This window comes from Acidovorax sp. LjRoot66, assembly GCF_964253305.1.
In the GTDB taxonomy this organism is placed as follows: Bacteria; Pseudomonadota; Gammaproteobacteria; order Burkholderiales; family Burkholderiaceae_C; genus Acidovorax.
In genome coordinates this window covers 6,557,971-6,578,860 of record NZ_CAXUQU020000001.1, presented here as the reverse complement: position 1 = coordinate 6,578,860, position 20,890 = coordinate 6,557,971, and the positions used below count along the sequence as shown (strand labels likewise).

Annotated in this window: 21 protein-coding genes; 3 read left to right on the top strand and 18 right to left on the bottom strand. The window is 66.3% G+C overall.

Translation table 11 applies throughout. The features are described from left to right. Positions 1 to 43: 43 nt before the first annotated feature. The 12 genes from flgL to flgB all read right to left on the bottom strand — a co-directional run bounded on the left by flgL (position 44) and on the right by flgB (position 11,476). Positions 44 to 1,303: a flagellar hook-associated protein FlgL gene (gene flgL / locus ACSQ3Y_RS30820; protein ID WP_057268649.1), complete on the bottom strand. Its 1,260-nt coding sequence runs from the start codon at positions 1,301 to 1,303 to the stop codon at positions 44 to 46. A gap of 28 nt (positions 1,304 to 1,331) precedes the next feature. Beyond that, entirely contained in the window at positions 1,332 to 3,263 is a 1,932-nt protein-coding gene (gene flgK / locus ACSQ3Y_RS30815) for a flagellar hook-associated protein FlgK (RefSeq protein WP_057204076.1), read from the bottom strand. A 16-nt stretch (positions 3,264 to 3,279) separates the two neighbouring features. Next, a complete protein-coding gene (flgJ, locus tag ACSQ3Y_RS30810) occupies positions 3,280 to 4,206 on the bottom strand; it encodes a flagellar assembly peptidoglycan hydrolase FlgJ (RefSeq protein WP_057204077.1) in 927 nt (308 codons plus the stop codon). A gap of 2 nt (positions 4,207 to 4,208) precedes the next feature. Further along, positions 4,209 to 5,363 carry a flagellar basal body P-ring protein FlgI gene (locus ACSQ3Y_RS30805; RefSeq protein ID WP_428003357.1) on the bottom strand — a complete coding sequence of 385 codons (1,155 nt, stop codon included), beginning with the start codon at positions 5,361 to 5,363 and terminating at the stop codon, positions 4,209 to 4,211. Positions 5,364 to 5,491: 128 nt separating this feature from the next. Then, entirely contained in the window at positions 5,492 to 6,121 is a 630-nt protein-coding gene (locus ACSQ3Y_RS30800; protein WP_436179905.1) for a hypothetical protein, read from the bottom strand. An 86-nt stretch (positions 6,122 to 6,207) separates the two neighbouring features. Next, the gene (locus tag ACSQ3Y_RS30795; protein ID WP_057204080.1) at positions 6,208 to 6,921 is read right to left on the bottom strand and encodes a flagellar basal body L-ring protein FlgH; all 714 of its coding nucleotides are present in this window, start codon (positions 6,919 to 6,921) and stop codon (positions 6,208 to 6,210) included. Positions 6,922 to 6,959: 38 nt separating this feature from the next. Continuing rightward, positions 6,960 to 7,742, bottom strand: a complete 783-nt coding sequence (gene flgG / locus ACSQ3Y_RS30790; protein ID WP_057204081.1) for a flagellar basal-body rod protein FlgG — start codon at positions 7,740 to 7,742, stop codon at positions 6,960 to 6,962. Between the two features lie 27 nt (positions 7,743 to 7,769). After that, positions 7,770 to 8,510, bottom strand: coding sequence for a flagellar basal body rod protein FlgF (locus tag ACSQ3Y_RS30785; RefSeq protein WP_057204082.1), 741 nt, complete (start codon positions 8,508 to 8,510; stop codon positions 7,770 to 7,772). A gap of 35 nt (positions 8,511 to 8,545) precedes the next feature. Then, on the bottom strand, positions 8,546 to 9,826 hold the full coding sequence (gene flgE / locus ACSQ3Y_RS30780) for a flagellar hook protein FlgE (RefSeq protein ID WP_179683280.1): 1,281 nt from the start codon (positions 9,824 to 9,826) through the stop codon (positions 8,546 to 8,548). A gap of 51 nt (positions 9,827 to 9,877) precedes the next feature. Continuing rightward, entirely contained in the window at positions 9,878 to 10,531 is a 654-nt protein-coding gene (locus ACSQ3Y_RS30775; protein WP_179683281.1) for a flagellar hook capping FlgD N-terminal domain-containing protein, read from the bottom strand. 18 nt (positions 10,532 to 10,549) lie between these two features. After that, positions 10,550 to 10,954, bottom strand: coding sequence for a flagellar basal body rod protein FlgC (gene flgC, locus ACSQ3Y_RS30770; RefSeq protein WP_057204085.1), 405 nt, complete (start codon positions 10,952 to 10,954; stop codon positions 10,550 to 10,552). Positions 10,955 to 10,984: 30 nt separating this feature from the next. Continuing rightward, the gene (gene flgB, locus ACSQ3Y_RS30765; protein WP_057204086.1) at positions 10,985 to 11,476 is read right to left on the bottom strand and encodes a flagellar basal body rod protein FlgB; all 492 of its coding nucleotides are present in this window, start codon (positions 11,474 to 11,476) and stop codon (positions 10,985 to 10,987) included. 215 nt (positions 11,477 to 11,691) lie between these two features. Here flgB and flgA point away from each other — a divergent pair, with 215 nt between their 5' ends. From flgA to ACSQ3Y_RS30750, 3 genes are all read left to right on the top strand, one after another. Continuing rightward, positions 11,692 to 12,432 carry a flagellar basal body P-ring formation chaperone FlgA gene (flgA, locus tag ACSQ3Y_RS30760; RefSeq protein WP_436179904.1) on the top strand — a complete coding sequence of 247 codons (741 nt, stop codon included), beginning with the start codon at positions 11,692 to 11,694 and terminating at the stop codon, positions 12,430 to 12,432. 92 nt (positions 12,433 to 12,524) lie between these two features. Continuing rightward, a complete protein-coding gene (flgM, locus tag ACSQ3Y_RS30755; RefSeq protein WP_057268657.1) occupies positions 12,525 to 12,854 on the top strand; it encodes a flagellar biosynthesis anti-sigma factor FlgM in 330 nt (109 codons plus the stop codon). A gap of 51 nt (positions 12,855 to 12,905) precedes the next feature. Then, positions 12,906 to 13,292 (top strand): hypothetical protein, encoded by a 387-nt coding sequence (locus tag ACSQ3Y_RS30750; protein WP_082604314.1) that lies wholly within the window; start codon positions 12,906 to 12,908, stop codon positions 13,290 to 13,292. A gap of 499 nt (positions 13,293 to 13,791) precedes the next feature. Here ACSQ3Y_RS30750 and ACSQ3Y_RS30745 read toward each other — a convergent pair whose 3' ends face one another. The 6 genes from ACSQ3Y_RS30745 to ACSQ3Y_RS30720 form a co-directional block, all read right to left on the bottom strand. Continuing rightward, entirely contained in the window at positions 13,792 to 14,508 is a 717-nt protein-coding gene (locus ACSQ3Y_RS30745; protein WP_057204145.1) for an RNA polymerase sigma factor FliA, read from the bottom strand. Positions 14,509 to 14,512: 4 nt separating this feature from the next. Continuing rightward, complete coding sequence (locus ACSQ3Y_RS30740; protein ID WP_057204089.1) at positions 14,513 to 15,319, bottom strand: hypothetical protein; 807 nt, start codon at positions 15,317 to 15,319, stop codon at positions 14,513 to 14,515. Continuing rightward, positions 15,312 to 16,829, bottom strand: coding sequence for a flagellar biosynthesis protein FlhF (gene flhF, locus ACSQ3Y_RS30735; protein WP_057204090.1), 1,518 nt, complete (start codon positions 16,827 to 16,829; stop codon positions 15,312 to 15,314). The genes ACSQ3Y_RS30740 and flhF overlap by 8 nt, the downstream gene beginning before the upstream one ends. Further along, positions 16,826 to 18,904 (bottom strand): flagellar biosynthesis protein FlhA, encoded by a 2,079-nt coding sequence (flhA, locus tag ACSQ3Y_RS30730; protein ID WP_436179903.1) that lies wholly within the window; start codon positions 18,902 to 18,904, stop codon positions 16,826 to 16,828. Before flhA ends, flhF begins: the two co-directional genes overlap by 4 nt. Then, a complete protein-coding gene (locus ACSQ3Y_RS30725) occupies positions 18,901 to 20,061 on the bottom strand; it encodes an EscU/YscU/HrcU family type III secretion system export apparatus switch protein (RefSeq protein ID WP_057204092.1) in 1,161 nt (386 codons plus the stop codon). Before ACSQ3Y_RS30725 ends, flhA begins: the two co-directional genes overlap by 4 nt. Before the next feature lie 196 nt (positions 20,062 to 20,257). Further along, positions 20,258 to 20,887, bottom strand: coding sequence for a protein phosphatase CheZ (locus ACSQ3Y_RS30720; protein ID WP_057204093.1), 630 nt, complete (start codon positions 20,885 to 20,887; stop codon positions 20,258 to 20,260). Between the last annotated feature and the right edge of the window lie 3 nt (positions 20,888 to 20,890).

Sequence of the window (20,890 nt, the reverse complement as noted above, 5' to 3'; positions counted from 1 at the left end):
CCCCCCGGTCCGGCAAGGACATTGCGGCGTGGGCAGGCCCGCTTTAACTGATGAAATTGAACAGGGACAGCTTCTGAACCGTGGCATAGGACTTGAGTGCTGCCTCGTAGCCCACCTGCTGGTTCTGGAAGTCCGAAATGCCCTTGATCATATCCAGATCCTCTGCCCGGGAGCGGTCGCCTTCGAGCTGGACCGAGCGCTTTTCCTGGTCGCCCGTGATGCGGTCGGCGCGGTTGAGCAACTCGCCCGAGTAACTGCGCATGTTGCTGATTCGGTCCAGGCCGATGTCGATGTTGGTCAAGGCCTGTCCGACAGCCTGGGTCGCGGCGTTGCTGTTGGGCGCTGCCCGGATGTCGCGGATCGCACTGTCCAGTGTACTGAACACGCTGGCGGTGGGCTGCAGCGTGATGGCGTCGCCATTGGCTGGCGCACCGGTGATGTCGAAGGTCAGACCCGGCACACCCGTCACCGAGATGGTCACGGGCTTGTCGGTCGGATAGTCGGGCACCACGACGGGGGCCGATACCACGCCGGTGGTGGTGTTGGTGATGGTGTAGGTAGCCGTGCTGGTGCCGACCGTGGCGCCCGGGCCCACCGCGCTGAAGGCGATGGAGTAGTTGTCTCCGGTCACCAGGCTCAGGTTGGTCGGCTTGACGCCGGTAGTGGTCAACTGCTGGTTGTTGTTGACGGTTGCCGGGTTCACCTGCACGTTGTAGGCCCCGTCGCGCTGGGGCTCAAACATGAAGGCGAATTCACCGTCCAGCGTGTTCGGGATCGACACACCGGTGCTGCCCGACTGTCCGGGCTGCCCGTTGAACAGATAGTCCGGCGAGGTGGACTGTGGGCCCAGGAAAGGCGCCAGTGCGCTGCCCAGTGCGCCCAGCAGGGGGATGCCGTTGGTGTCCTTGCGGTTGGCCACTTCCTGCAACTGCTCGCGGATGCCCTGCAACTGGTTGGCGATGGTGGCGCGGTCGCTGCTGGTGAGGGCCGGGCTGCCGGCACTGACCATCAGTTCGCGGGCACTCTGCACCAGCCCGATGGCATCGCCCAGCGAGGACTCGGCCTGCGCGATGGCGTTGCGCTGGGTTTCCAGCGCGCGCTGCTCGGTCTGGATGCGGGTGATGCGGGTGAGTGCGCGTTCGGCCTGCGCGGCCGAAACCGGATCGTCGCTGGCGCGCACGACGCGCTTGCCTGAGGTCAAATTCTCCTGCAGGTTGGACAGGTTGGTCTGGCGCGCGCCCAGGTTGCGCAGCGCGTTGTCGTACATGTTGGCAGAGCCAAGGCGGTAGAGGGTATTGCTCATGTCGAACTCCTGGACCTGATCTCAAACATCATCGCGTCAGACCCTGCATCAGGGTGTCGAAGACGCTTTGTGCAATCTGCAGCATTTTGGCGGATGCCTGGTAAGCCTGCTGGTACTGGATCAGCTTGGCCGCTTCTTCATCGAGGTTCACGCCCGAGACCGCCGTTCGGTCGCGTTCCAGGTTGCCGGCGATGGTGGTGGACAGCTCGGCAGCGAACGTGGCGCTCTGGGTGCGCGTGCCCACCTGGGCCATCAGGCCGGCATAGCCGTCGCTGAGCGTGGATTCGTCGAACATCTTCACGTCGCGCAGGTTCATGAGCGATGTGGCGTTGCCGGCGTTGCGCGTGTAGTTGTCGCCGTACTGGGGGTCCAGGGAGTTGCCCACCTTCACGGTGTCGCCGGACTTGGGCGTGCCCTGCAGCTTGATCTCCCAGCCGTCGATGGTGATGGGCGTGCCCGAGGTGTAGGGCAGGCCGGCCGTGCCCGAAGGTGGCGTGGTCGATCCCGTCACGGTGTAGGTGGTGGGCGGGCCGGCGGCAAAGGTCAGCGTCACGCCGCCGGGAATGGGCGGCGCCACCAGGCCATTGGCCGTGGCCTTCAGGCCCGCCAGCTGCAGCGTGCCCCCATTGGTGGTGCCCATGGCCGCATTGATGGGGTTGGCCGCCGCCAGGTCGCGTGGCGAGTACACCAGCGCCTTGATGTTGGAGCCGGCCGTGCTGAAGGGCTGGAACAGCATGCGCTCGCCCGGCGCGCCTGGCGTGGTGAGGTTGAACTGCAGGCCGTCGATGGTGAGCGTCGCCAGGTTGGCGGCGTCGGTGAAGGCCGTGGCCTTGCCGTCGGACAGGCGCACCACCTGGCCGGCCGTGCCGGTGGTGAAGCGAATCTCGTAGTCGGAGGCGGCGAACTTGGTCGGATCCGTGAAGCCCACCGTACCGACGCCCACGCCATTGGTCAGGCCGGGCATGCTGGCCGGCACAGAGAACAGGTCCTTGCCCATCTGGCCGTCCAGCGTGAGGCCGAGCTTGTGCTGCTCGTTCATGGTCATGCCGATGGCCATGGCCATGCGCCCGAGCAGGTTGCGGCTTTCGGCGAGGTCGGTGTTGTTGAAGCGCAGCAGCCCCGAGACCGACCCGCCGCCCATGGTGTTCTCGTCCACTTCGATGGCCGGCGATCCCGGGCGATTGAAGAACAGCTTGAGCTGGCCGCTGCCAGGGAACTGCGTGGCATCGTCCACGGACACCTGCGACGGCGTGGTGCCCAGCACCAGCGGCTGGCTGCCGCCCACGAACAGGCCGATCGTGCCGTCGTCCGCAGGAATCTGCGTGGTCTGCACGTACTGGTTCATCTCGCGGATCAATTGGTCGCGGTTGTCGAGCAGGTCGTTGGGGGTCTGGCCGTTGCCCTTGGCGCGTGCGATCTGCTCGTTCACGGCGGCGATCTGGCCGGCCAGGCTGTTGATGGCGGTGATGCTGCTTTGCAACTGCTCGTTCACCGTGTACTGGATCTCGTCGACACGCTCGCCAGCCGAGCGCATGCGGGACGCCGTCTCGTCCATGCGCGTGAGCGCCAGCGTGCGGGCCGTGATGTCGGTGGGTGAGCTCACCACGTCCGAGAAGGCGTTCATCATGTCGTTGATGGCGGCGCCAAGGCCCGTGGCCCCGCCGCTGAACACGTCCTGCAGCTGGCGCAGGCGCTCGGCGCGCACGATGTCGCCGGCCTGCACGGATCCGGCGCTTGCCGACTGGCGCGTGAGCAGCTCGCTCTGGTTGCGCAGGATGGTCTGCACGTCCACACCCTGGCCGATGTAGCCGCCACCCGTGAACTGGCCCTGCACGGTCTGCAGCACCACGCTCTGGCGCGAGTAGCCGGGCGTGTTCACATTGGCAATGTTGTTGCCTGCAGTCTGCAGGGCCACCTGGTTGGCAAGCAGGGCGCGGGCGCCGACGTTGAGCAGACTCATCGCTTACCTCGTGTTCTCAAGCCTGCGCACGCTGCTGCTGCGCACGCTGCACGCTGTTGATGGCGCCGCTGAGCTTTTTGGCGTACTCGGGGTCGGTGGCATAGCCCGCCTTCTGCAATGCGGAGGCATAGGCCATGGCCGAGCCGGACTGCGCCACGGACTGCGCCTTTTCATAGCGAGGGCTTTCCTTGATGAGGCGCGCGTAGTCGCGAAACGAATCCTCGTACGAGTCGTAGGCCCGGAATTTGGCCACCACCTTGCGCGGCGTGCCGTTGATGTATTCGGTGGTCGTGATCTCGGCGACCTTGCCCGTCCAGCCCTTGCCGGCCTTGATGCCGAACAGGTTGAAGGAGTTGCTGCCGTCGGCGTTCTTGATCTCGCTCTTGCCCCAGCCGGTCTCGTGGCCGGCCTGGCCGAGCATGAAGCTCGCGGGGATGCCACTCTCCTGCGCCACCTTCTCTGCCGTGCCGCTCAGGTGCTGCACGAAGCCGTCGCGGCCTTTGGGCGCCTGGCCCACGGCCTCGGTGCTGGCAGGGCTGGCGCTCACCTTGGCGGCTGCCGGACGCTGCACCTGCGACAGGCTCACCGTGGAGGGTGTGGAAAAGGACGGGTCTGGCCCACCCATCTGGCGCGAGAGCTGGCGCGCAATGGCTTCGGACAGGCCGCCCGACTGGCCGGCCATCTGCACCGACAACTGCTGGTCGAGCAGGTCGGTGCCCAGGTCGCCCTGGGCGCCATCCATGAGGCCGGATTTCATCGTGGCCTCGCGCATGCTCTTGATCAGTTCGCGCATGAACAGCGATTCGAACTGTTTGGCCGCTTCCTTGGTGGCCTGGGGGTTGTTGTTGCCGGCCTCGTACTTGAGCGCGTTCAACGAGCGAACGTCTGCCGCCAGCGCATTGGACGTGCTGGTGGTGGAGGACGAAGGCAGCGTGAGGGACATGGTCAGATCACTTCAAGCTCGGCGTTCAGGGCACCGGCGGCCTTGATGGCCTGCAGAATGGCCAGCAGGTCGCCCGGCGTGGCGCCCAGCGAGTTGAGCGCGCGCACCACGTCGGCCAACTGGGGCGAGGGCGGCATCTGGATGATGTTGCCGGGCTCCTGGTTGATCTTGATGTCGCTTTGCTGCGCGACCACGGTCTGCCCCTGCGACAGCGGGTTGGGCTGGCTGATGACGGGGCGCGAACTGATGGTGATGGACAGGTTGCCGTGCGCGATGGCACACGAACCTAGGGTCACCGCCTGGTTGAGCACGATGGAGCCGGTGCGGGCATTGATCACCACCTTGGCGGCGGGGGCGGACAGCTCGAACGGCAACTCTTCCAGGTCGGCGATGAAGCCTACGCGCGCGCCCGGGTCGCTGGGCGCGCGCACCTGCACCGTGCGGCCGTCGAGCGCCGTGGCCAGGCCATTGCCCAGGCGGCTGTTGATGACCTGGGCCACGCGGCGTGCGGTCTGGAAATCGGAGGCGTTGAGGCCCAGGCTGATGGTGTCGCCCTCGTTGAGGGGCGTGGGCACGGAGCGCTCCACCTGGGCGCCCAGGGGGATGCGGCCGGCGGCCAGGTGGTTGATCTGCACCTTGCTGCCACCGGACGAGGCGCCGGCACCGCCCACCACCAGGTTGCCCTGGGCCAGGGCGTAGATTTCACCGTCGGCGCCGCGCAGCGGTGTGACCATCAGCAGGCCGCCCTTGAGCGACTTGGAATTGCCCATGGACGAGACGTTGACGTCGATCTGCTGGCCGGGCTGCGCGAAGGCGGGCAATTGGGCAGTGACGATCACGGCAGCCACGTTCTTGAGCTGCAGCTGCGAGGCCGTGCCGGGCGGCAGGCTGATGCCCATCTGCTGCAGGTAGTTGGACATGGCCTGCGTGGTGTAGGGCATCTGCGTGGTCTGGTCACCCGTGCCGTCCAGGCCCACGACCAGGCCATAGCCGGTCAGCTGGTTGCTGCGCACGCCCTGCACCGCCGCGATTTCCTTGATGCGCAGCGCATGGGCCGGCCAGGCCGCGCACACCAGCGCCAGGGCGATGGCACAGAGCCACAGCGCGCGCAGGGGGTGTGCCAGGAAGGGGGAGGGCAAGGCTTTCATGGCCTCCATTGTGGGCTGCTGCCGCCCAGGGGAATGGCCAAAAAGAGGCGCATTCACCCGCCTTTTGGAAGAGGGGCCTGGTTACATTTTTCGCACCCGTCCGCCTGCGCTGCCTGGCTTTGGCAGGCCCCTGCGAATCACTCGCAATAGCTGTTCGTGAAGCCCTTCCAGGGCTTGCGCAGCATGAATGGCAGGGTGTCCCAGGCGCTCCAGGTGCGCGGATCGTCGAAGTTCACCGTGGCGGCCGGCGCGATGATGGCCGTGACCAGCCAGACGCCGGAGTCCAGCCCGTGCAGCGTGAGGTTGCCACCCAGGATCACCTCGGTCTGCGCCCCGCCCAGGTTGTCGGACACGGCGGTGTAGGCGTCCGTCGTCTGGATGTTGCCGGGTGCCACGTACACCTTGAAGATGGCGCCGGTGGTGATCAGCGGCGAGCGCACCAGGGGAAAGACGAAGCTGCCGTCCCGGTGGAAGATCACATACACGTTCTGCAGCGTGCCCGGGGTGGTGCCCACCGCAGCCTTGCCGGCGTCGTATTTGATGGTGAATGCGAACTGGTCCAGTGCCGTGGCTTCGCAGGGCGAGAACTTGATGCCTGCGGGCAGGGTCTTGTTCTTGGAGGCGGTTTCGGAAGCCGAACCCTTGGGCGCGGCCAGTGTCAGCGCCACGGAGTAGGCATAGGTGGTCGGCTGCGCCTGGGCAACTGGCGCGAATGCAGCGGCCAGGGCCGTGAGGCCACAGGCCAGGAAGCTGCGGAAAAAAGACATCGTGAACCTCGGGTCTGAATGCGAAAGGGGCGCTGCGCCGCCTGCCCTGGTCGGGGCAGGTCGCATGCGTTTGGTCACATTCTGTATCAGAACGGTGTCACGGTGTTGAAGAAGCGGCCCAGCCAGCCGGTGACCTGGGCCTCGCCCTGGGCGCCGCGCCCGCGCGATTCCACGCGCACATTGGCCACCTGGGTGGAAGCCACGATGGAGCCGGGTTGCAGGGCACGCGGATCCACCGTGCCGGAGAAGCGCAGCACATCCACGTTCTGGTTCACGCCGATCTGCTTTTCGCCGGCCACGACCAGATGGCCATTGGGCAGCACGTCGATGACGATCGCCGTGATCGAGCCCTGGAAGGTGTTGGCGCTCTCCGTGCCGCCCTTGCCTTCAAAAGCATTTTCCGAGTTGGCCCCCACGCCCAGCTTGTCGGTGAACTTCTGGCCGGTGAACGGCAGTGCCGTCACGCCGCTGCTGACCTTGGAGGTGCGGTCCACGGTGGACGAGGATTTCTGGCTGGCCGTCACGTTCTCCACGATCTGGATGGTGACGTTGTCGCCCACCAGGCGTGCACGCCGGTCCTCGAACGAGGGGCGGTAGCTGGCGGTGTGGAACAGGCCGCCGGTGACTGGCGGTGGCGTGCGCGGCGCCATGGCCAGGGGCGGCGGCGCGGTGGGCAGGATGTCCACGGGGGGGGGCGGGGACATGCTGGCGCAGCCTGCGCTCAGCACGGCGGCGGCCAGGGCCGGCCATGCAAGGAGACGGGTGCGGGCGCTGTGGTGCAAGGTGGAGAGGAATGTCATGGCGAGGGTCCTGGCGCAAGGGCTTGTGGCCTGTCTGCTTACATCTGGCTCAGCTTGGCCAGCATCTGGTCCGAGGTCTGGATGGCCTTGGAATTCATTTCGTAGGCGCGCTGGGTCTGGATCATGGTCACCAGCTCCTGCACCACGTTCACGTTGGAGGTTTCGAGGTAGCCCTGCATGACGGTGCCCAGGCCGTTGGTGCCGGGCGTTCCCTGCTGGGGCTGGCCGGATGCGGCGGTTTCGATGAACAGGTTCTGCCCGCGCGGCTCCAGGCCACCTGGGTTCACGAAGGTGGACATGGCGAGGTTGCCCAGGGGTTGCGGTGCGGTGTTGCCCGGTACCGTGGCGGACACGGCGCCTTCGGCGCTGATGGTCACGCTGGTGGCATTCGGTGGCACGGTGATGCCATTGGCAATCGGCAGTCCGCTGGAGTTCACCAGGCGGCCCTGCGAGTCGAGCTGGAACGAGCCGTCGCGGGTGTAGCCGATGGTTCCGTCGGGCTGCGTGACCTCGAAGAAGCCGTTGCCCTTGATGGCCACGTCCAGGTTGTTGTTGGACTGCTGCATGCTGCCCTGCATGAAGTTGCGGGCGGTGGCCACGGTGCGCACCCCCAGGCCCAGGTGCAGGCCGGTGGGCAACTGGTTCTGCTCGGTGGTCTGGGCGCCCACCTGGCGCAGGTTCTGGTAGATCAGGTCCTCGAACACCGCATTGGCGCGCTTGTACCCGGTGGTGGACACATTGGCCAGGTTGTGGGAGATGACGTCCAGCTGGGTCTGCTGGGCTTCCATGCCGGTCTTGGCAATCCACAGGGAGTTGATCATGGCGTTTCCTTGCGCTTATGGGGATGGTCAGCCGTTGATGCTCAGCAGCTGGCTGGCGGCCTTGTCATTGGTTTCGGCGGTCTGCAGCATCTTGATCTGCTGCTCGAACTGGCGCGAGGCGGCGATCATGCCGACCATGGTCTCCACCGCGTTCACGTTGGAGCCCTCGATGGCCCCTGCCAGCAGGCGCGCATTGGCGTCGTTGGGGAGCGGGTCGCCAGAGGTGGTGCGAAACAGCCCGTCATCGCCGCGCTTGAGCGGGTCTTCGGGGGTGGGCGTGGCCAGTTTCAGGCGGCCGATGGCAGCGGGGGGCTGCCCTGCTGTCTTGGCGGTGAGCGTGCCGTCCGAACCCAGCGAGACCTCCGAGCCTGGCGGCACATCAATGGGGCCGCCGCCGTCGGACAGCACGGGCAGGCCGGTGTTGGTGAGCAGGGCACCTGTGGGCGAGACCTCCAGGCCGCCGTTGCGGGTGTAGGCCTCCACGCCATCCAGGCCCTGCACGGCAAACCAGGACTTGCCGATGGGCATGGCATCCAGGGCGCGGCCCGTGCGTTGCACGGGACCGGGCGTGTCCACGTGGCCCGAGGTGGCCTCCAGCGCGAACACGCGCGTGGTGGAGCCGTCGCCTTGCAGCGGTACGGAGCGGAAGGTGGACATCTCCGCGCGAAAGCCGTTGGTGGACACGTTGGCCAGGTTGTTGGCCAGAACCGCCTGCCGGTGGGCAGCGGCGTTGGCCCCGGTCATGGAGGTGTAGATGATGCGGTCCATGGCGTTTCTCTGCGGTCAGGAGGTCATGCGCTGGATCAGCGCAGGTTCACCAGGGTGGACATGATCTGGTCCTGTGTCTTGATGGTCTGCGCGTTGGCCTGGTAGCTGCGCTGCGCGGTCATCATGTTCACGAGCTCGGCCGTGAGGTCCACGTTGGAGTCCTCCAGCGCACCCGAGCGCAGGGCGCCGAAGTTGCCGTCGGTGGCCGTGCCGGTGACCGGCTGGCCCGATTCGAAGGTGGCGACCCAGTTGTTGCCGCCCACCGAGGCCAGGCCCTGGGTGTTGCGAAAGCTCGACAGCGCGATCTGGCCCTCGGCGCGGGTGACGCCGTTGGAGTAGCGCGTCATGATCATGCCGTTGTTCTCGACATTGATGCCCGTCAGGTCGCCTGCGGTGTAGCCGTCCTGGGACAGGTCGGACACGGCGAACTTGCGGCCGAACTGCGTGACGTCGTCCAGGTTCACGTCCACGTTGTAGGCGGGCAGGTTGTTCGGGTTGGGCGGTGTGGGGTTCACGCTGAGCGCCAGCGAGAAGCCGGTGGCCGGCGGCGTGGCGGCCGGGCCGGTGATCACGCCGTTGTTGTCGAAGGTGATCTGGCCGATGGCCGTGCCCACCACGGGCGGCACGGCCGTGGGATCGTCGAGGGTGTCGTACACGTCCCAGGTGTTGTCCGTGGCGGTCTTCTGGAAGTACAGGTTGACCGGCTTGGCCACGCCCTGGCTGTCGAACACGTTGATCGATGTGCCGTAGGTGGCGCGCGGGGTGGCTGGCACGGGTGGTGTGGCGGCCGGGTCGCCAGCGGCGTCGGTGGCGCGCGCGTCCAGATTGAAGGCCGCAGTGATCTTCGTGGTCTGCTTGGCGGGGATGGGTTCGGACGTGGGGAACACCATGGGAATCGGGTCGGTGCCCGAGCGCAGGCCAGTGGCGGGGTCGATGGGGTAGCCCATCACCTTGGCGTTGTCGTTGGTGACCATGTTGCCCACCTTGTCCAGCTTGAAATTGCCGGCGCGGGTATAGGCCGAGGAGCCGTCGGGCAGCTGCAGCGTGAAGAAGCCGTTGCCGTTGATCGCCACGTCCAGGCTGTTGCCGGTGATGGTCAGGTTGCCCTGGGTGAACTGCTGGGCCACGTTGGCGGTTTCCACCCCGATGCCGGCGTTGGAGCCCCCAGCCGAGCCGATGGCATTGGCCACCATTTCGGCAAACTCAGCACGCGATGCCTTGAAACCCACGGTGTTGGAGTTGGCGATGTTGTGGCCGATCACATCGAGGTTTTTGCTGGCGGCGTTCAGGCCGGAGAGGCCTTGCTGGAAACTCATGGTGTTCTCCTTGGAGGGGGCGTGTTCAGTGAAGAGTGGGCGGTTGGGGCGTCAGACCAGCGACTTGATCTGGCTGTAGTTGATGTTCTTGCCGTTGGCCAGCGTGAGCACCAGTTGGCCGTCGGTGGCGCCTGCCGCCGTGACTTTGGACAGGGTGAGGGCCGTGGATTCGAGCGTGGTGGCGCCATTGACCGCCTTGACGCGGAACTGCAGGCCCGCAGTGCTGCCCTTGTAGGCACTCGCATCCCATTCGAAGTTGTGGCGCCCCTGGTCCTTGGGGCCCAGGTCCAGGGTATCGACCACCTGGCCGCCGGGCGTCACGACTTCCACCTGCACCTTGGTGGCGGCGTACGGAATCTCGAAACCGGCCTTGCCCACGCCATCGGCCACGGTCATGCCCGTGCCTTCGGTCAGCACGTTGCGCCCGACCAGGGTCGTGCCCTGCATGACCTGCAGCGAGTTGAACTGCGCGGCCATGCTCTGCATGGTGGTGTTGAGCTGCTGGATGCCGGTGACGGTGTTGATCTGTGCGATCTGCGAGGTCATCTGGGCGTTGTCCAGCGGGTTCATCGGGTCCTGGTTGTTCAGCTGCGCAACCAGCAGCTTGAGGAACCGGTCCTGCGAGGCCGCAGGGTCGTTGGCCGCGGTCGCCTTGGCATTGGCGGTGTCGGCGGTGGTGGCGGCATTGGTGGCGCTGAGGATCATGGCGAGGGTCTCCCGGGGTTACTGGCCCATCTGCAGGGTCTTGAGCAGAAGTGACTTGGCCGTGTTCATCACCTCGACGTTGTTCTGGTACGAGCGCGACGCTGAAATCATGTTCACCATCTCCTCCACGGCGTTCACGTTGGAGTGGGTCACGTAGCCTTGCTCATCGGCAGAAGGATGGCTGGGGTCGTGGATCTTGCGGCCGGGCACATTGCTTTCGGTGATGGCGCTCACGCGCACGCCGTCTGAGCCTTCCTGTCCCATGTTGGTGGTGCGAAAGACCACCTGGCGGGCCTGGTAGGCCTTGCCGTCGGGGCCGGCCACTGCATCGACGTTGGCCAGGTTGCTGGCCACGACGTTCAGGCGCTGGGACTGCGCACTGATGGCGCTGCCCGAAACGTTGAAGATGGAGAACATGGACATGGTGGGGTGCCTCTTCTATCGCTATGGGGCTTACTGGCCCTGGATGGCGCTGAGCATGGTCTTGGCGTTGCCGTTGATGAAGCGCAGCGTGGCTTCGTAGCGCACGGCGTTGTCCACGAAGGCGGCGCGTTCGCGGTCCAGGTCCACCGAGTTGTTGTCCAGGCTGGGCTGGGTCTGCACGGAATAGGCCAACTTGCCCTTGCTCCCCAGCTCGGCCGAAGTGCCCGGGTCGGCAGAGGAGGCGGCGATGTGCCGCGGATCGGTGCCGATGGTGACCGTGGGCCGCTCGCTGGTGTAGCCGGAGCTGCCCAGCGTGGTCGTGGACAGGCGGTGTGGCGATTCGGTGAACGAGGAGCGCTCGCCCGTGGCGTTGCTCAGCGCGTCGGAGAATTTGAAGTCGCGTGCGACGTAGCCGGGGGTATCGGCATTCGCAATATTGCTGGCGATGGCGCGCTGGCGCTCGGCACGCAGGATCAGTGCGTTGCCGTGGAAGTCCAGCCGGTTGGTCATCTTGTCAAGCATGTCTGCCTCACGTCCAGGTTGCGAAAGCGCCAGCAAAAACGGTTTTCTGGCGTGGCTCGATTATGAAAACCGCCCGGATTTTCTAAAGCGCGAAGAGCCCGCGTTTGGGGCCGCAGTTCGGGGGTTCGGCGGCGGCCAGGGGGCCTACAGTGATGGTCGTGAAATGGCCCCTGCACCGTGTCGCAGGGCCGCACTGACGTACCAGGAGGCGCCCCATGGCATCAGCATTCCCATCCCTGTCCACGGCCGGCCGCACCGCGCTGGTCGCACTGGCCTGCGTGCTGGCCGCTGGCATGGCCCAGGCCCAGGCAGTGGCCGACCCCGCCGCAGACCTGCCCGCCCTGACCCAGCGCTGGCTGGACGATGCGATCACGCGCAACCAGCCTGCCGGCCTGCCGCTGCGCATGGAGGTGAGCATTGGTGCGCTGGACAGCCGGTTGCGCCTGGCCCCCTGCGCCCGGGTCGAGCCCTATCTGCCGGCAGGTTCGCGCCTGTGGGGCCGCACCCGGCTGGGCCTGCGCTGCGTGGAAGGGCAGACCGCCTGGAACGTGTTCCTGCCCGTCACGGTCAAGGCCTGGGGTCCGGCGTGGGTGCTGACGGGCAATGTGTCCTCCGGTGCCGTGTTGAGCGCCAATGACGCCACCGAGGCCGAGGTGGACTGGGCGGCCGATGCGGCCGCCATCGTGGCCAATCCCGACCAGTGGGTCGGCCAGATCGCCTCACGCCCCCTGGTGGCAGGGCAGGCCTTGCGCCAGCCGATGGTGCGTGCACCGAGCATTTTCAAGGCCGGCGCCCAGGTGCGGGTGGTGGCGCAAGGGCCGGGTTATGCGGTAACCTCGGCAGGGCAGGCACTCTCTGCGGGCGCCGTAGGGCAGACTGTGCGTGTACGCATGGACAATGGCCGTACCATCTCTGGTATTGTGGGTGAAAATGGGACGGTTGACGTTACCCTTTGATTCATCCCGCCTGCATAAATAGCTAAAGTCCAGCGCCAAAGGGTCGAAAACATTGCTACGAGCTCCGTGTCATCGGAGCGCTGGAGAAGGCGATGAAGATAGGTCAACCACCGGAACTTCCGGGCGCACTGGCGCAAACGGGGCAGGCCAAGCAGGCCAAGGCCCCCGCTGCAGCCCCTGCTACGCCCCAAGGAGTGGCAACGGGCACTGCGGCTGCCCCGGCCCCTGGCGTGCCTGTGACGGTTTCCACCGCAGCACGTGCCCTGGACCAGACGGGCCGTGCCTCGGGCGATTTCGACACCAAGAAGGTGGCGGCGGTGCGTGCAGCCATTGAAAAGGGCACGTTCACGGTCAGCGCCGGCGCGATTGCCGACAAGCTGCTGGCCAACGCCCAAGAGATTTTTTCCCGCTCGCGCGGCTAGCGTGACCCCTTTCTTCCAGGCGTCACCGGTCCGCATTCACCAGGACAAGCCGTGACCACGCCTCTGGAAGACGCCTTGCAGGCCGTCGAGCAGCACATCGAGATGGTGTCTGCCGCCCTGCTCAAGGCCGATGCCCCCACCCTCGAACAAGCAAGCACCGGGCTGCGCGACACTGCAGCCCGTTTTTCGTATGCGCTGGACCTGTCGCGCCAGCAGGTGAGCAGCATCACCCCCGCCCTCAAGGCCCGCATGGACGCCATCGCCGCCACCCTGGTGGTGCACCGCGAAAGCCTGGCCCGCCTGGCTGCCATCACCGACCGCCAGACCGCCGTGCTCGTCCCGTCCCAGGACAGCTCTGCCAATGCCACCTACGGCAATGGCCTGGGCGGCAAGCAACAAGCCGCCGGCATCGCCAAGATCTACCGCTCGGCCGGCTGATCGGCGCGCGGCAAAGTCGCGCTGTATGGCCACGATTCTTTTTTGTACTAGTACATAGGCGCTGCCCTGAATGGCGCGCAAGCGCCAGGGCAAACCCGTGGATAGCGCGCTGCCCCATACCAGGGCAGCCGTGCAAGGGCCGCCCCGCCGCACTGGCTGCGTCCCCCTTCCCGAATTACGCAGTAATTCGAGAGAAGGGGTGAAGGCGCGTCAGCGCCTCAGGGGGATGTACTAGGGCCTGTTCACACTGATTTCGGGGATCGCGTTGCCCGGCCTGGGGGCTGGATGCAAGGCGCCCGTGCGCAGCAAGGGGTGCACCTTGCAAGCGCGGGCAACGCCGCAGACGGCCCCCAGGCCGGGCAACCCGAAGGGAAGGCCCTTGCCGGCGCGCCACTCGTCGTTGCGCTCCTTGCGTGTGCAAGGGCACACGCTGCGTCGCGCGCCTAGATTGGCACGCCGGCAAGGGCCTTCGCGACCCCGAAATCAGTGTGAACAGGCCCTAGTGACTGCGCATCTTCGCCCGCAAGCGAGCGATCGACTGGCTGTGCAGCTGGCACACACGGGATTCGGTGACCCCGAGCACGGCCGCTATCTCCTTGAGATTCATGTCGTGCTCGTAGTACATGCCCATGATGTGCTGTTCGCGCTCGGGCAGTGACTCGATGGCCGTGACCAGCGCCGAGCGCAGGCGGTGGTCGCGCAGCATTTCGAGCGGGTTGGCTGCCTCGTCGCCCACATGGCGGTCGAGGAAGCCATCATCGTCGTCATTGCTGTGGGTCATGTCCTCCAGGTACACGAGCTGCGTGCCCCGCACCCGGCCCAGCAGGCTCTGGTATTCGGGCAGGGCCATGCCCATCTCGCTGGCGATCTCCGATTCGAGCGGGCTGCGGCCCAGGCGCTGCTCCAGCCGGTTGACGGCCTGCTCGATGTCCTTCTGGCTCTTGCGCGAACTGCGCGACATCCAGTCGCCTTCGCGCAGCTCATCGAGCATGGCGCCGCGGATGCGCTGGGTGGCAAAGGTCTCGAACTGCACGCCCTGTGCGGCCTCGTAGCGCGAAAGTGCTTCCGCCAGGCCCATCATGCCGACCTGGATCAGATCGTCCAGCTCTACATTGGGAGGCAGCTTGGCGATCATGTGGTGTGCGATCCGCCGTACCAGGGGCACGTGCTGGCGAATCATCGCATCACGATCGAGCTGGCCTTTGGCGGTGTACATCAGATCAGTGGCTCCGGAGAAGATGTGCAGCTGCAGGTATACCAGCAAAATTGCTGGATGCAATTGCAGCTGCAGCCGCCATCGTTCCATTGATGGTGCCCGCGTTTTCCAGCAGTTGCAAGGCCAGGCGCTGCAGGTCCTGGGGATTCTGGGTGGAGACGGCGGTAGTGTGCACCTGACCGCCCAGGTGGCGCTCGGCGCAGTCCTGCAATGTCTGCAATGCGGCAAGGGTCTTGCGGCGCTCGGCCGTGCCCGAGCCGCGCAACAGTGCCGCCACGGTGCAGGACAGGCCGGTGTGCTGGGCCATCTGCTTCAAGCTCTTGTAGGTGGTGAGCACGCCTGCTGCGGCGCCCTCCATCACCATCAGCGGCATGGTCCGGGTGTGGGTGAGCAACTGGCCCAGCAGGGGAGGTGGGGCGTGCAGCACCAGGATGCTGTAGGCGCGCACGTAGGGCTGGATGTCCTGCAGCGGCGAGACATGCGCCGGGCGGTCGGCCCGGCTGATCTGCCACAGGCCCCGAGCGGCGGGGATCACCGCCAGGGAGGAGGCTGCGGCGCCCTGGTCCATGCCGTCGTGCCAGGGTGCCCGGCGCAGCAGGTGGTACAGGCCCGGGGACTCGTCGGTCTCGTAGCCCGTGGCGTCGAGCACCACAACCGGGTAGCCCATCCGCTGCAGGCTGGCGCAGATCTGCCAAAGGGTCTCGAGGCCGCTGCCGGCCTGTTCCTGGCTGGCCACGGCCAGCACGCGCAGTTCGGTCTGCGGGGTGAGGCTTTGCAGCCCCGCAGCCTGGTGAAAGCCGGTATCAAGCATCGACCAACCCCCTGTCGGTTACCAATTCGGGTGAATGCGAGAAGAAGAAATTCAGGTCGCTGGCTTTGGGGTCGAACGGCGACTTGACCGGCGCGCGCATCGAGGTGCTGATGAGCTGGTGGGCATCGGCCGCTTCCCAGTCCTCGGGCACGCGCTGGCCATTGGTCACGCCGCGCAGCACCATCTGGTGGCGGATCAGGGCGTCGATGGAGGGGCCCAGCTTCACGGCCTCGTCCACCTTGGACAGGATGGCCTGCTGCGAGCCCTTGGTCTTGAAGGCGGTCAGCACATCGTCCAGCGTGTCGCCGTGGCAGCCGGCATTGAGCACCAGCAGGCGGTTGACGTGGGGCAGGTCCAGCACGTCGAGCATGTCGCGCTTGCGCGGATCGCGTGGGGCGACGCCGGTGGTGTCGATCAGGACCATCTTCTTGCCGCTGAGCAGGCCCAGCAGGTCCTGCAGTGCTGCACGGTCGTGGGCCAGGTGGGCCACGATGCCCAGCATGCGGCCATAGGTGCGCAGCTGTTCATGGGCGCCCACGCGGTAGGTGTCCAGGGTGATCAGGCCCACGCTGCCGGGGCCATGGATGCGCGCGCACAAGGCGGCCAGCTTGGCAGTGGTGGTGGTCTTGCCGACACCGGTGGAGCCCACCATGGCGAAGATGCCACCCTGCTCGTACAGGGGCGCGGCATCCGTGTCGGTCTTGAGGTTGCGTTCCAGCACCTCCATGAGCCAACGCACGGATTCGGCGGCCGAGAGTTCCTCGGGCATGCGCTCGAGCACGGCGCGGGCCAGGGCGGGTGAGTAGCCGGCGCGGATCATCTTCAGCATCAGGTTGGACTGGATCGGATTCTGGCGCGCCTGGCCCAGCCAGGCCAGCGTGTTGAAGCGGTCCTCGATCAGCTCCTTCATCGAGTGCAGCTCGCTCATCAGGTTCTGCTGGTTGTTCACCTGCGCGTTCGACAGCGAGGGGGCTTCCTGGCGCTGCTGCTGCTTGCGGGGCGCGGGCTCTGCAAGGTCCATGGGGATCGAGCGCAGCGGGTTGTGGCGGGCCACCTGGGCGGCGGGACGCTCACGGGCCAGCTCAGCGGCACGGTCGCGGCTGCGCTCCATCATGGGAACCGGGTCGGACGGGCCGCTGATGGCCTCGTGGCGGCGGCGCAGCATGCGCTCGCGCACATAGTCCTGGAAGGACAGGGTGCTCATGGCCAACTGCTCGGTGTCTTCCTCCACCGGGTTGCGGTGGGCCGCAGCGGCCGGCTGCGCAGCGCGTGGCGGCTGCTGTTGCAGCTGCTGGCGCTGGCTGGCCTGTGCCAGGGGGGAGGGCGCGCTCGATTGCCTGGCCGCCGCGGCGCTGTCCAGCGACGAGAGCGTGTCCTCGGCGGTGGCCATCACCTCCACGCCGTTGGCGGTGGGGCGGTTGGACAGGATCAGTGTGCCCTCGCCAAAGGCCATGCGTGCTTTGGCCAGTGCTTCACGGGACGTAGCAGCGTGAAAGCGTTTGATGTTCATGATGCACCTTTGAGGATGGGCCCAATGCGGATGGTGTGGGTCTCAGGGATTTCGCTGTGCGCAAGGACCTGCAGGCGGGGCGCCACGCGGCGCACCAGGCGGGAGATCGCAGTGCGGATCTGGTCGGGAACGAGCAGGCAGGCGGGCAGGCCCATCTCCTCCTGGCGCAGGGCCACTTCGGCGGCCTTCTGCGTCAGGATGTCGGCCACGCCAGGGTCCAGCGCCGGGCTGGCGGTGTTGCCCAGGGCCTGCACCAAGAGGCGCTCCAGGCCGGGTTCGATGGCGATGACGTTGAGCTCGCGCGTCGGGCCGTAGATCTGCTGGACGATGGCGGGCGACAGGGCGATGCGTACGCGGCGCGCCAGTTCCACGGGGTCGGAGATGCCGCCGGCGTGCTCGGCCAGGGTCTCGATGATGGTGCGGATATCGCGGATGTGCACAGACTCCTCCAGCAGCAGCTGGAGGACTTTCTGGAACGTGGCGATGGAGACCATTTTCGGGACGACTTCTTCGATGAGCTTGGGGGCCAGTTTGGCGACGTGTTCCACGAGTTGCTGCGTTTCGGTGCGGCTCAACAGCTTGGCTGCCTGCACTTGCATCAAGTGTGACAAATGCGTCGCCATCACGGTTTCCGAATCAACGACCGTAAAGCCGGCCATTTGCGCCGCTTCCTTCTGGCGATCATCGATCCAGTGCGCGGGCAGACCGAAGGCCGGGTCGGTGGTCGGGGTACCGATCAGCGGCGTGGTGATGCCGCCGGGGTTGATGGCCAGGAACATGCCGGGGAAGGCCTCGCCTTCGCCCACCACCACGCCACGCAGCGTGATGCGGTAGCCGCTGGGCTTGAGTTCGAGGTTGTCGCGCACATGCACGGCAGGGGGCAGGAAGCCCACTTCCTGCGCAAACTTGCGGCGCACGCCCTTGATGCGGGTCAGCAGGTCGCCCTGGCGGCTCTTGTCCACCAGCGTGATCAGGCGGTAGCCCAGTTCCAGGCCGAGCAGGTCCACGGGCTGCAGGTCGTCCCAGGTGGCTTCGCCATCGGCGGCCACGGGGGGCGGCGGGGCCACTTCCTCGGGCACCTGCTGGCGCTCGTAGAGCGTCCAGGCCCAGTAGCCGAGCAGCGTTCCGGTGATCAGGAACACCAGGTGCGGCATGCCGGGGATGAGGCCGAGTAGGATCAGGATGCCGGCCGTGACGCCCAGCACGCGGGGCGACATGAACAGCTGCTGCACGATCTGGCGGCCCATGTCCTGTTCCTTGCCGACGCGCGAGATCACCATGGCAGCGGCCACCGAGATCAAGAGGCCGGGGATCTGGGCGACCAGCGCATCACCGATGGCCAGCAGGATGTAGCTGTCGGCGGCCTGCTTGGCGGTGAGGTCGTGCTGCAGAACGCCGATGGCGAAGCCGCCGATGATGTTGATCAAGAGGATCAGGATGCCGGCGACGGCATCGCCGCGCACGAACTTGGAGGCACCGTCCATGGAGCCGAAGAAGTTTGCTTCCTCGCCAACTTCGGCGCGGCGGCGCTTGGCTTCCTTCTCGTCGATCAGGCCGGCGTTGAGGTCGGCGTCCACCGCCATCTGCTTGCCGGGCATGGCATCCAGCGTGAAGCGGGCCGACACTTCGGCAATGCGCTCGGCGCCCTTGGTGATCACCACGAAGTTGATCACCACCAGGATGGCAAACACGATCAGGCCCACGGCAAAGTTGCCGCCGATCAGGAAGTGGCCGAAGGCCTCGATCACGGCGCCGGCGGCACCGGGGCCGGTGTGGCCTTCCAGCAATACGACCCGGGTGGAGGCCACGTTCAGCGACAGGCGCATCAGCGTGGTGAGCAGCAGCACCGAGGGAAAGGCGGCAAAGTCCAGCGGCCGGATCATGTAGGCCGAGACCATCATCACCATCAGGGCGACGGCGATGTTCAGCGTGAAGAAGGTGTCCAGCAGCCACGGCGGGATGGGCAGCACCATCAGCGCCAGAATGGCCACCACCAGCAGCGGTGCCGACATGCCCTGGAGGGCCGATGTGTTCTTGCCCGCCCACAGCCGAAGGTAATTCACGGAATTGTTCATGGGGCGGTGCCTTGCACGGTGGAAGACGTCTTGTTCAGCGGATCGAGCTCAGGAGGAACGAAAGGCTCAACCAGCGCGTCGGGCATCTGCCCTTCGCCGCGCAGAGCGGCCTTGAGGCGGTACACATAGGCCAGTACCTGGGCCACGGCGGCGTACAGGGTGGCGGGGATGGCCTGGTCGATCTCGGCGTGCGCGTAGAGCGCGCGGGCCAGCATGGGGGACTGCAGCACCGGCACGTCGTGGGCGCGGGCCAGGTCACGGATGCGCATGGCCGTGAGGTCGGTGCCGCGCGAGATCACCTGCGGGGCGGCCATGGTCTTGTCGTCGTACTTCAGGGCCACGGCATAGTGGGTGGGGTTCATCACCACGAAATCCGCCTTGGGAACCGCCGCCACGCTGGCGCCGTCCGCCATCTCGCGCTGCTTCTGGCGGATGCGGCCCTTGGTATGCGGGTCACCGTCGGATTCCTTGTGTTCCTGCTTGACTTCCTCGTGCGACATCTTCAGGCGCGCCTTGAAGAAGTACGACTGCAGCGGCACGTCGATCAGTGCTGCCAGAAAAACCACCAGCAGCATCAGGCTGACGCCGGAGGTGAGCCACTCGGACATGTGGCGGATCGCCATGGGCGAGGGCTGCAGCACCAGCATGGCCACGCGCTCGATGCTGCCCGACATGTAGTGCCAGGCCACGGCGGAGATGATGGCCGTCATCAGCACCATCTTCGCCACGTTGGCCATCTGCTGCTTGGAAAACAGGTTCGCCACCCCGGAGATGGGGTTCAGGCGGTTGAACTGGGGGCTGATGGGCTTCATGCTGAAGATCCAGCCGCCGGCACCGATGGCGCTGAGCAGCGCGGCGCCGCTGGTGAGCAGCGCGAACACCGTGCTGGCTACCAGGCCCACGATGACCATGGTCTGCATGCGATCGACCATGGTGGCGGGCGCCATCACGATGCTGGCGTTGAACACCAGTTGGTGGGCCAGCGCCTGCTGCAGGTGCTCCATGAGCGTTGGAGCCAAGACCAGCATGGCGGCGCCGCCCGCACCCAGAATGGCCAGGTGGGACAGGTCGCGTGAACGCGCACCCTGTCCGTCCGTGCGTGCCTTCTGCAGCTTTCGCTCGGACGCCGGTAGGCTTTTTTCTTGGCTGGATTCCATGATGGCGTGACAACTTGTGTCCTGCCATTGTCGTGAGCGACCCGGAAATCTAAAGACGGATAAAGGGCGGCTGCGGGGCCCTTTTCCCTCGTACCTTGCTACAGGGCCGCACTGTGTAGAGCGCGAGCGCATGCCATGCGCTGCATGGCGGGCGCTGATGCGCCGCCGGGCGGTGCCACGCCAGTCGAGGGGAGGGTCAGAAACCCAGGCTGGCCAGCAGGTCGTCCACTTGGGACTGGTCGGTCACGATGTCCGCAGTGTTTTCCGGGTCCACCACGGGGCCGGCGAGGTGCTCGCGCGGAACCTCCACCAGCGCGGCGGGCACGTTGGCGGTGGGCGGGGCAGTCTGGATCAGCAACTGGACCAGTTGCTCCTCAATGGTGGCCGCCAGATTGACCACCCGGGCAATCACCTGGCCCGTGAGGTCGTGGAAATCCTGCGCCATCATGATTTCGGTCAGGTGCGTATCGGCTTCCATGGTGACGCGTTCCACGTCGGTCAGGAAGTTCATGATCTCGCCCTTGGCCACGGCAGCCACAGGGTCTTTGACCAGCGAGGCCACTACGCGGCGTGTCTCGGCGGCGATGAAATCATGCTGTGCCTTGGCCTGTTCGACCCGGGTGAGCACTTTTTCTGCGGCCTCGCCCGTCAGGCGGGCGATGTAGGACAGGCGGCTCTGGGCGTCGGGCAACTCGCCCATGGAGCCGCGCAGCTTGTCTGCGTAGCCCAGTTCGTTGAGCGAATCGTGCAGCTGGCGGGTCAGCAGGCCGATCTTGTGGTGGACCTCGGCCGTGGGCTCACCAGGGGGGGTGTCAGGGGTTTCCATGGC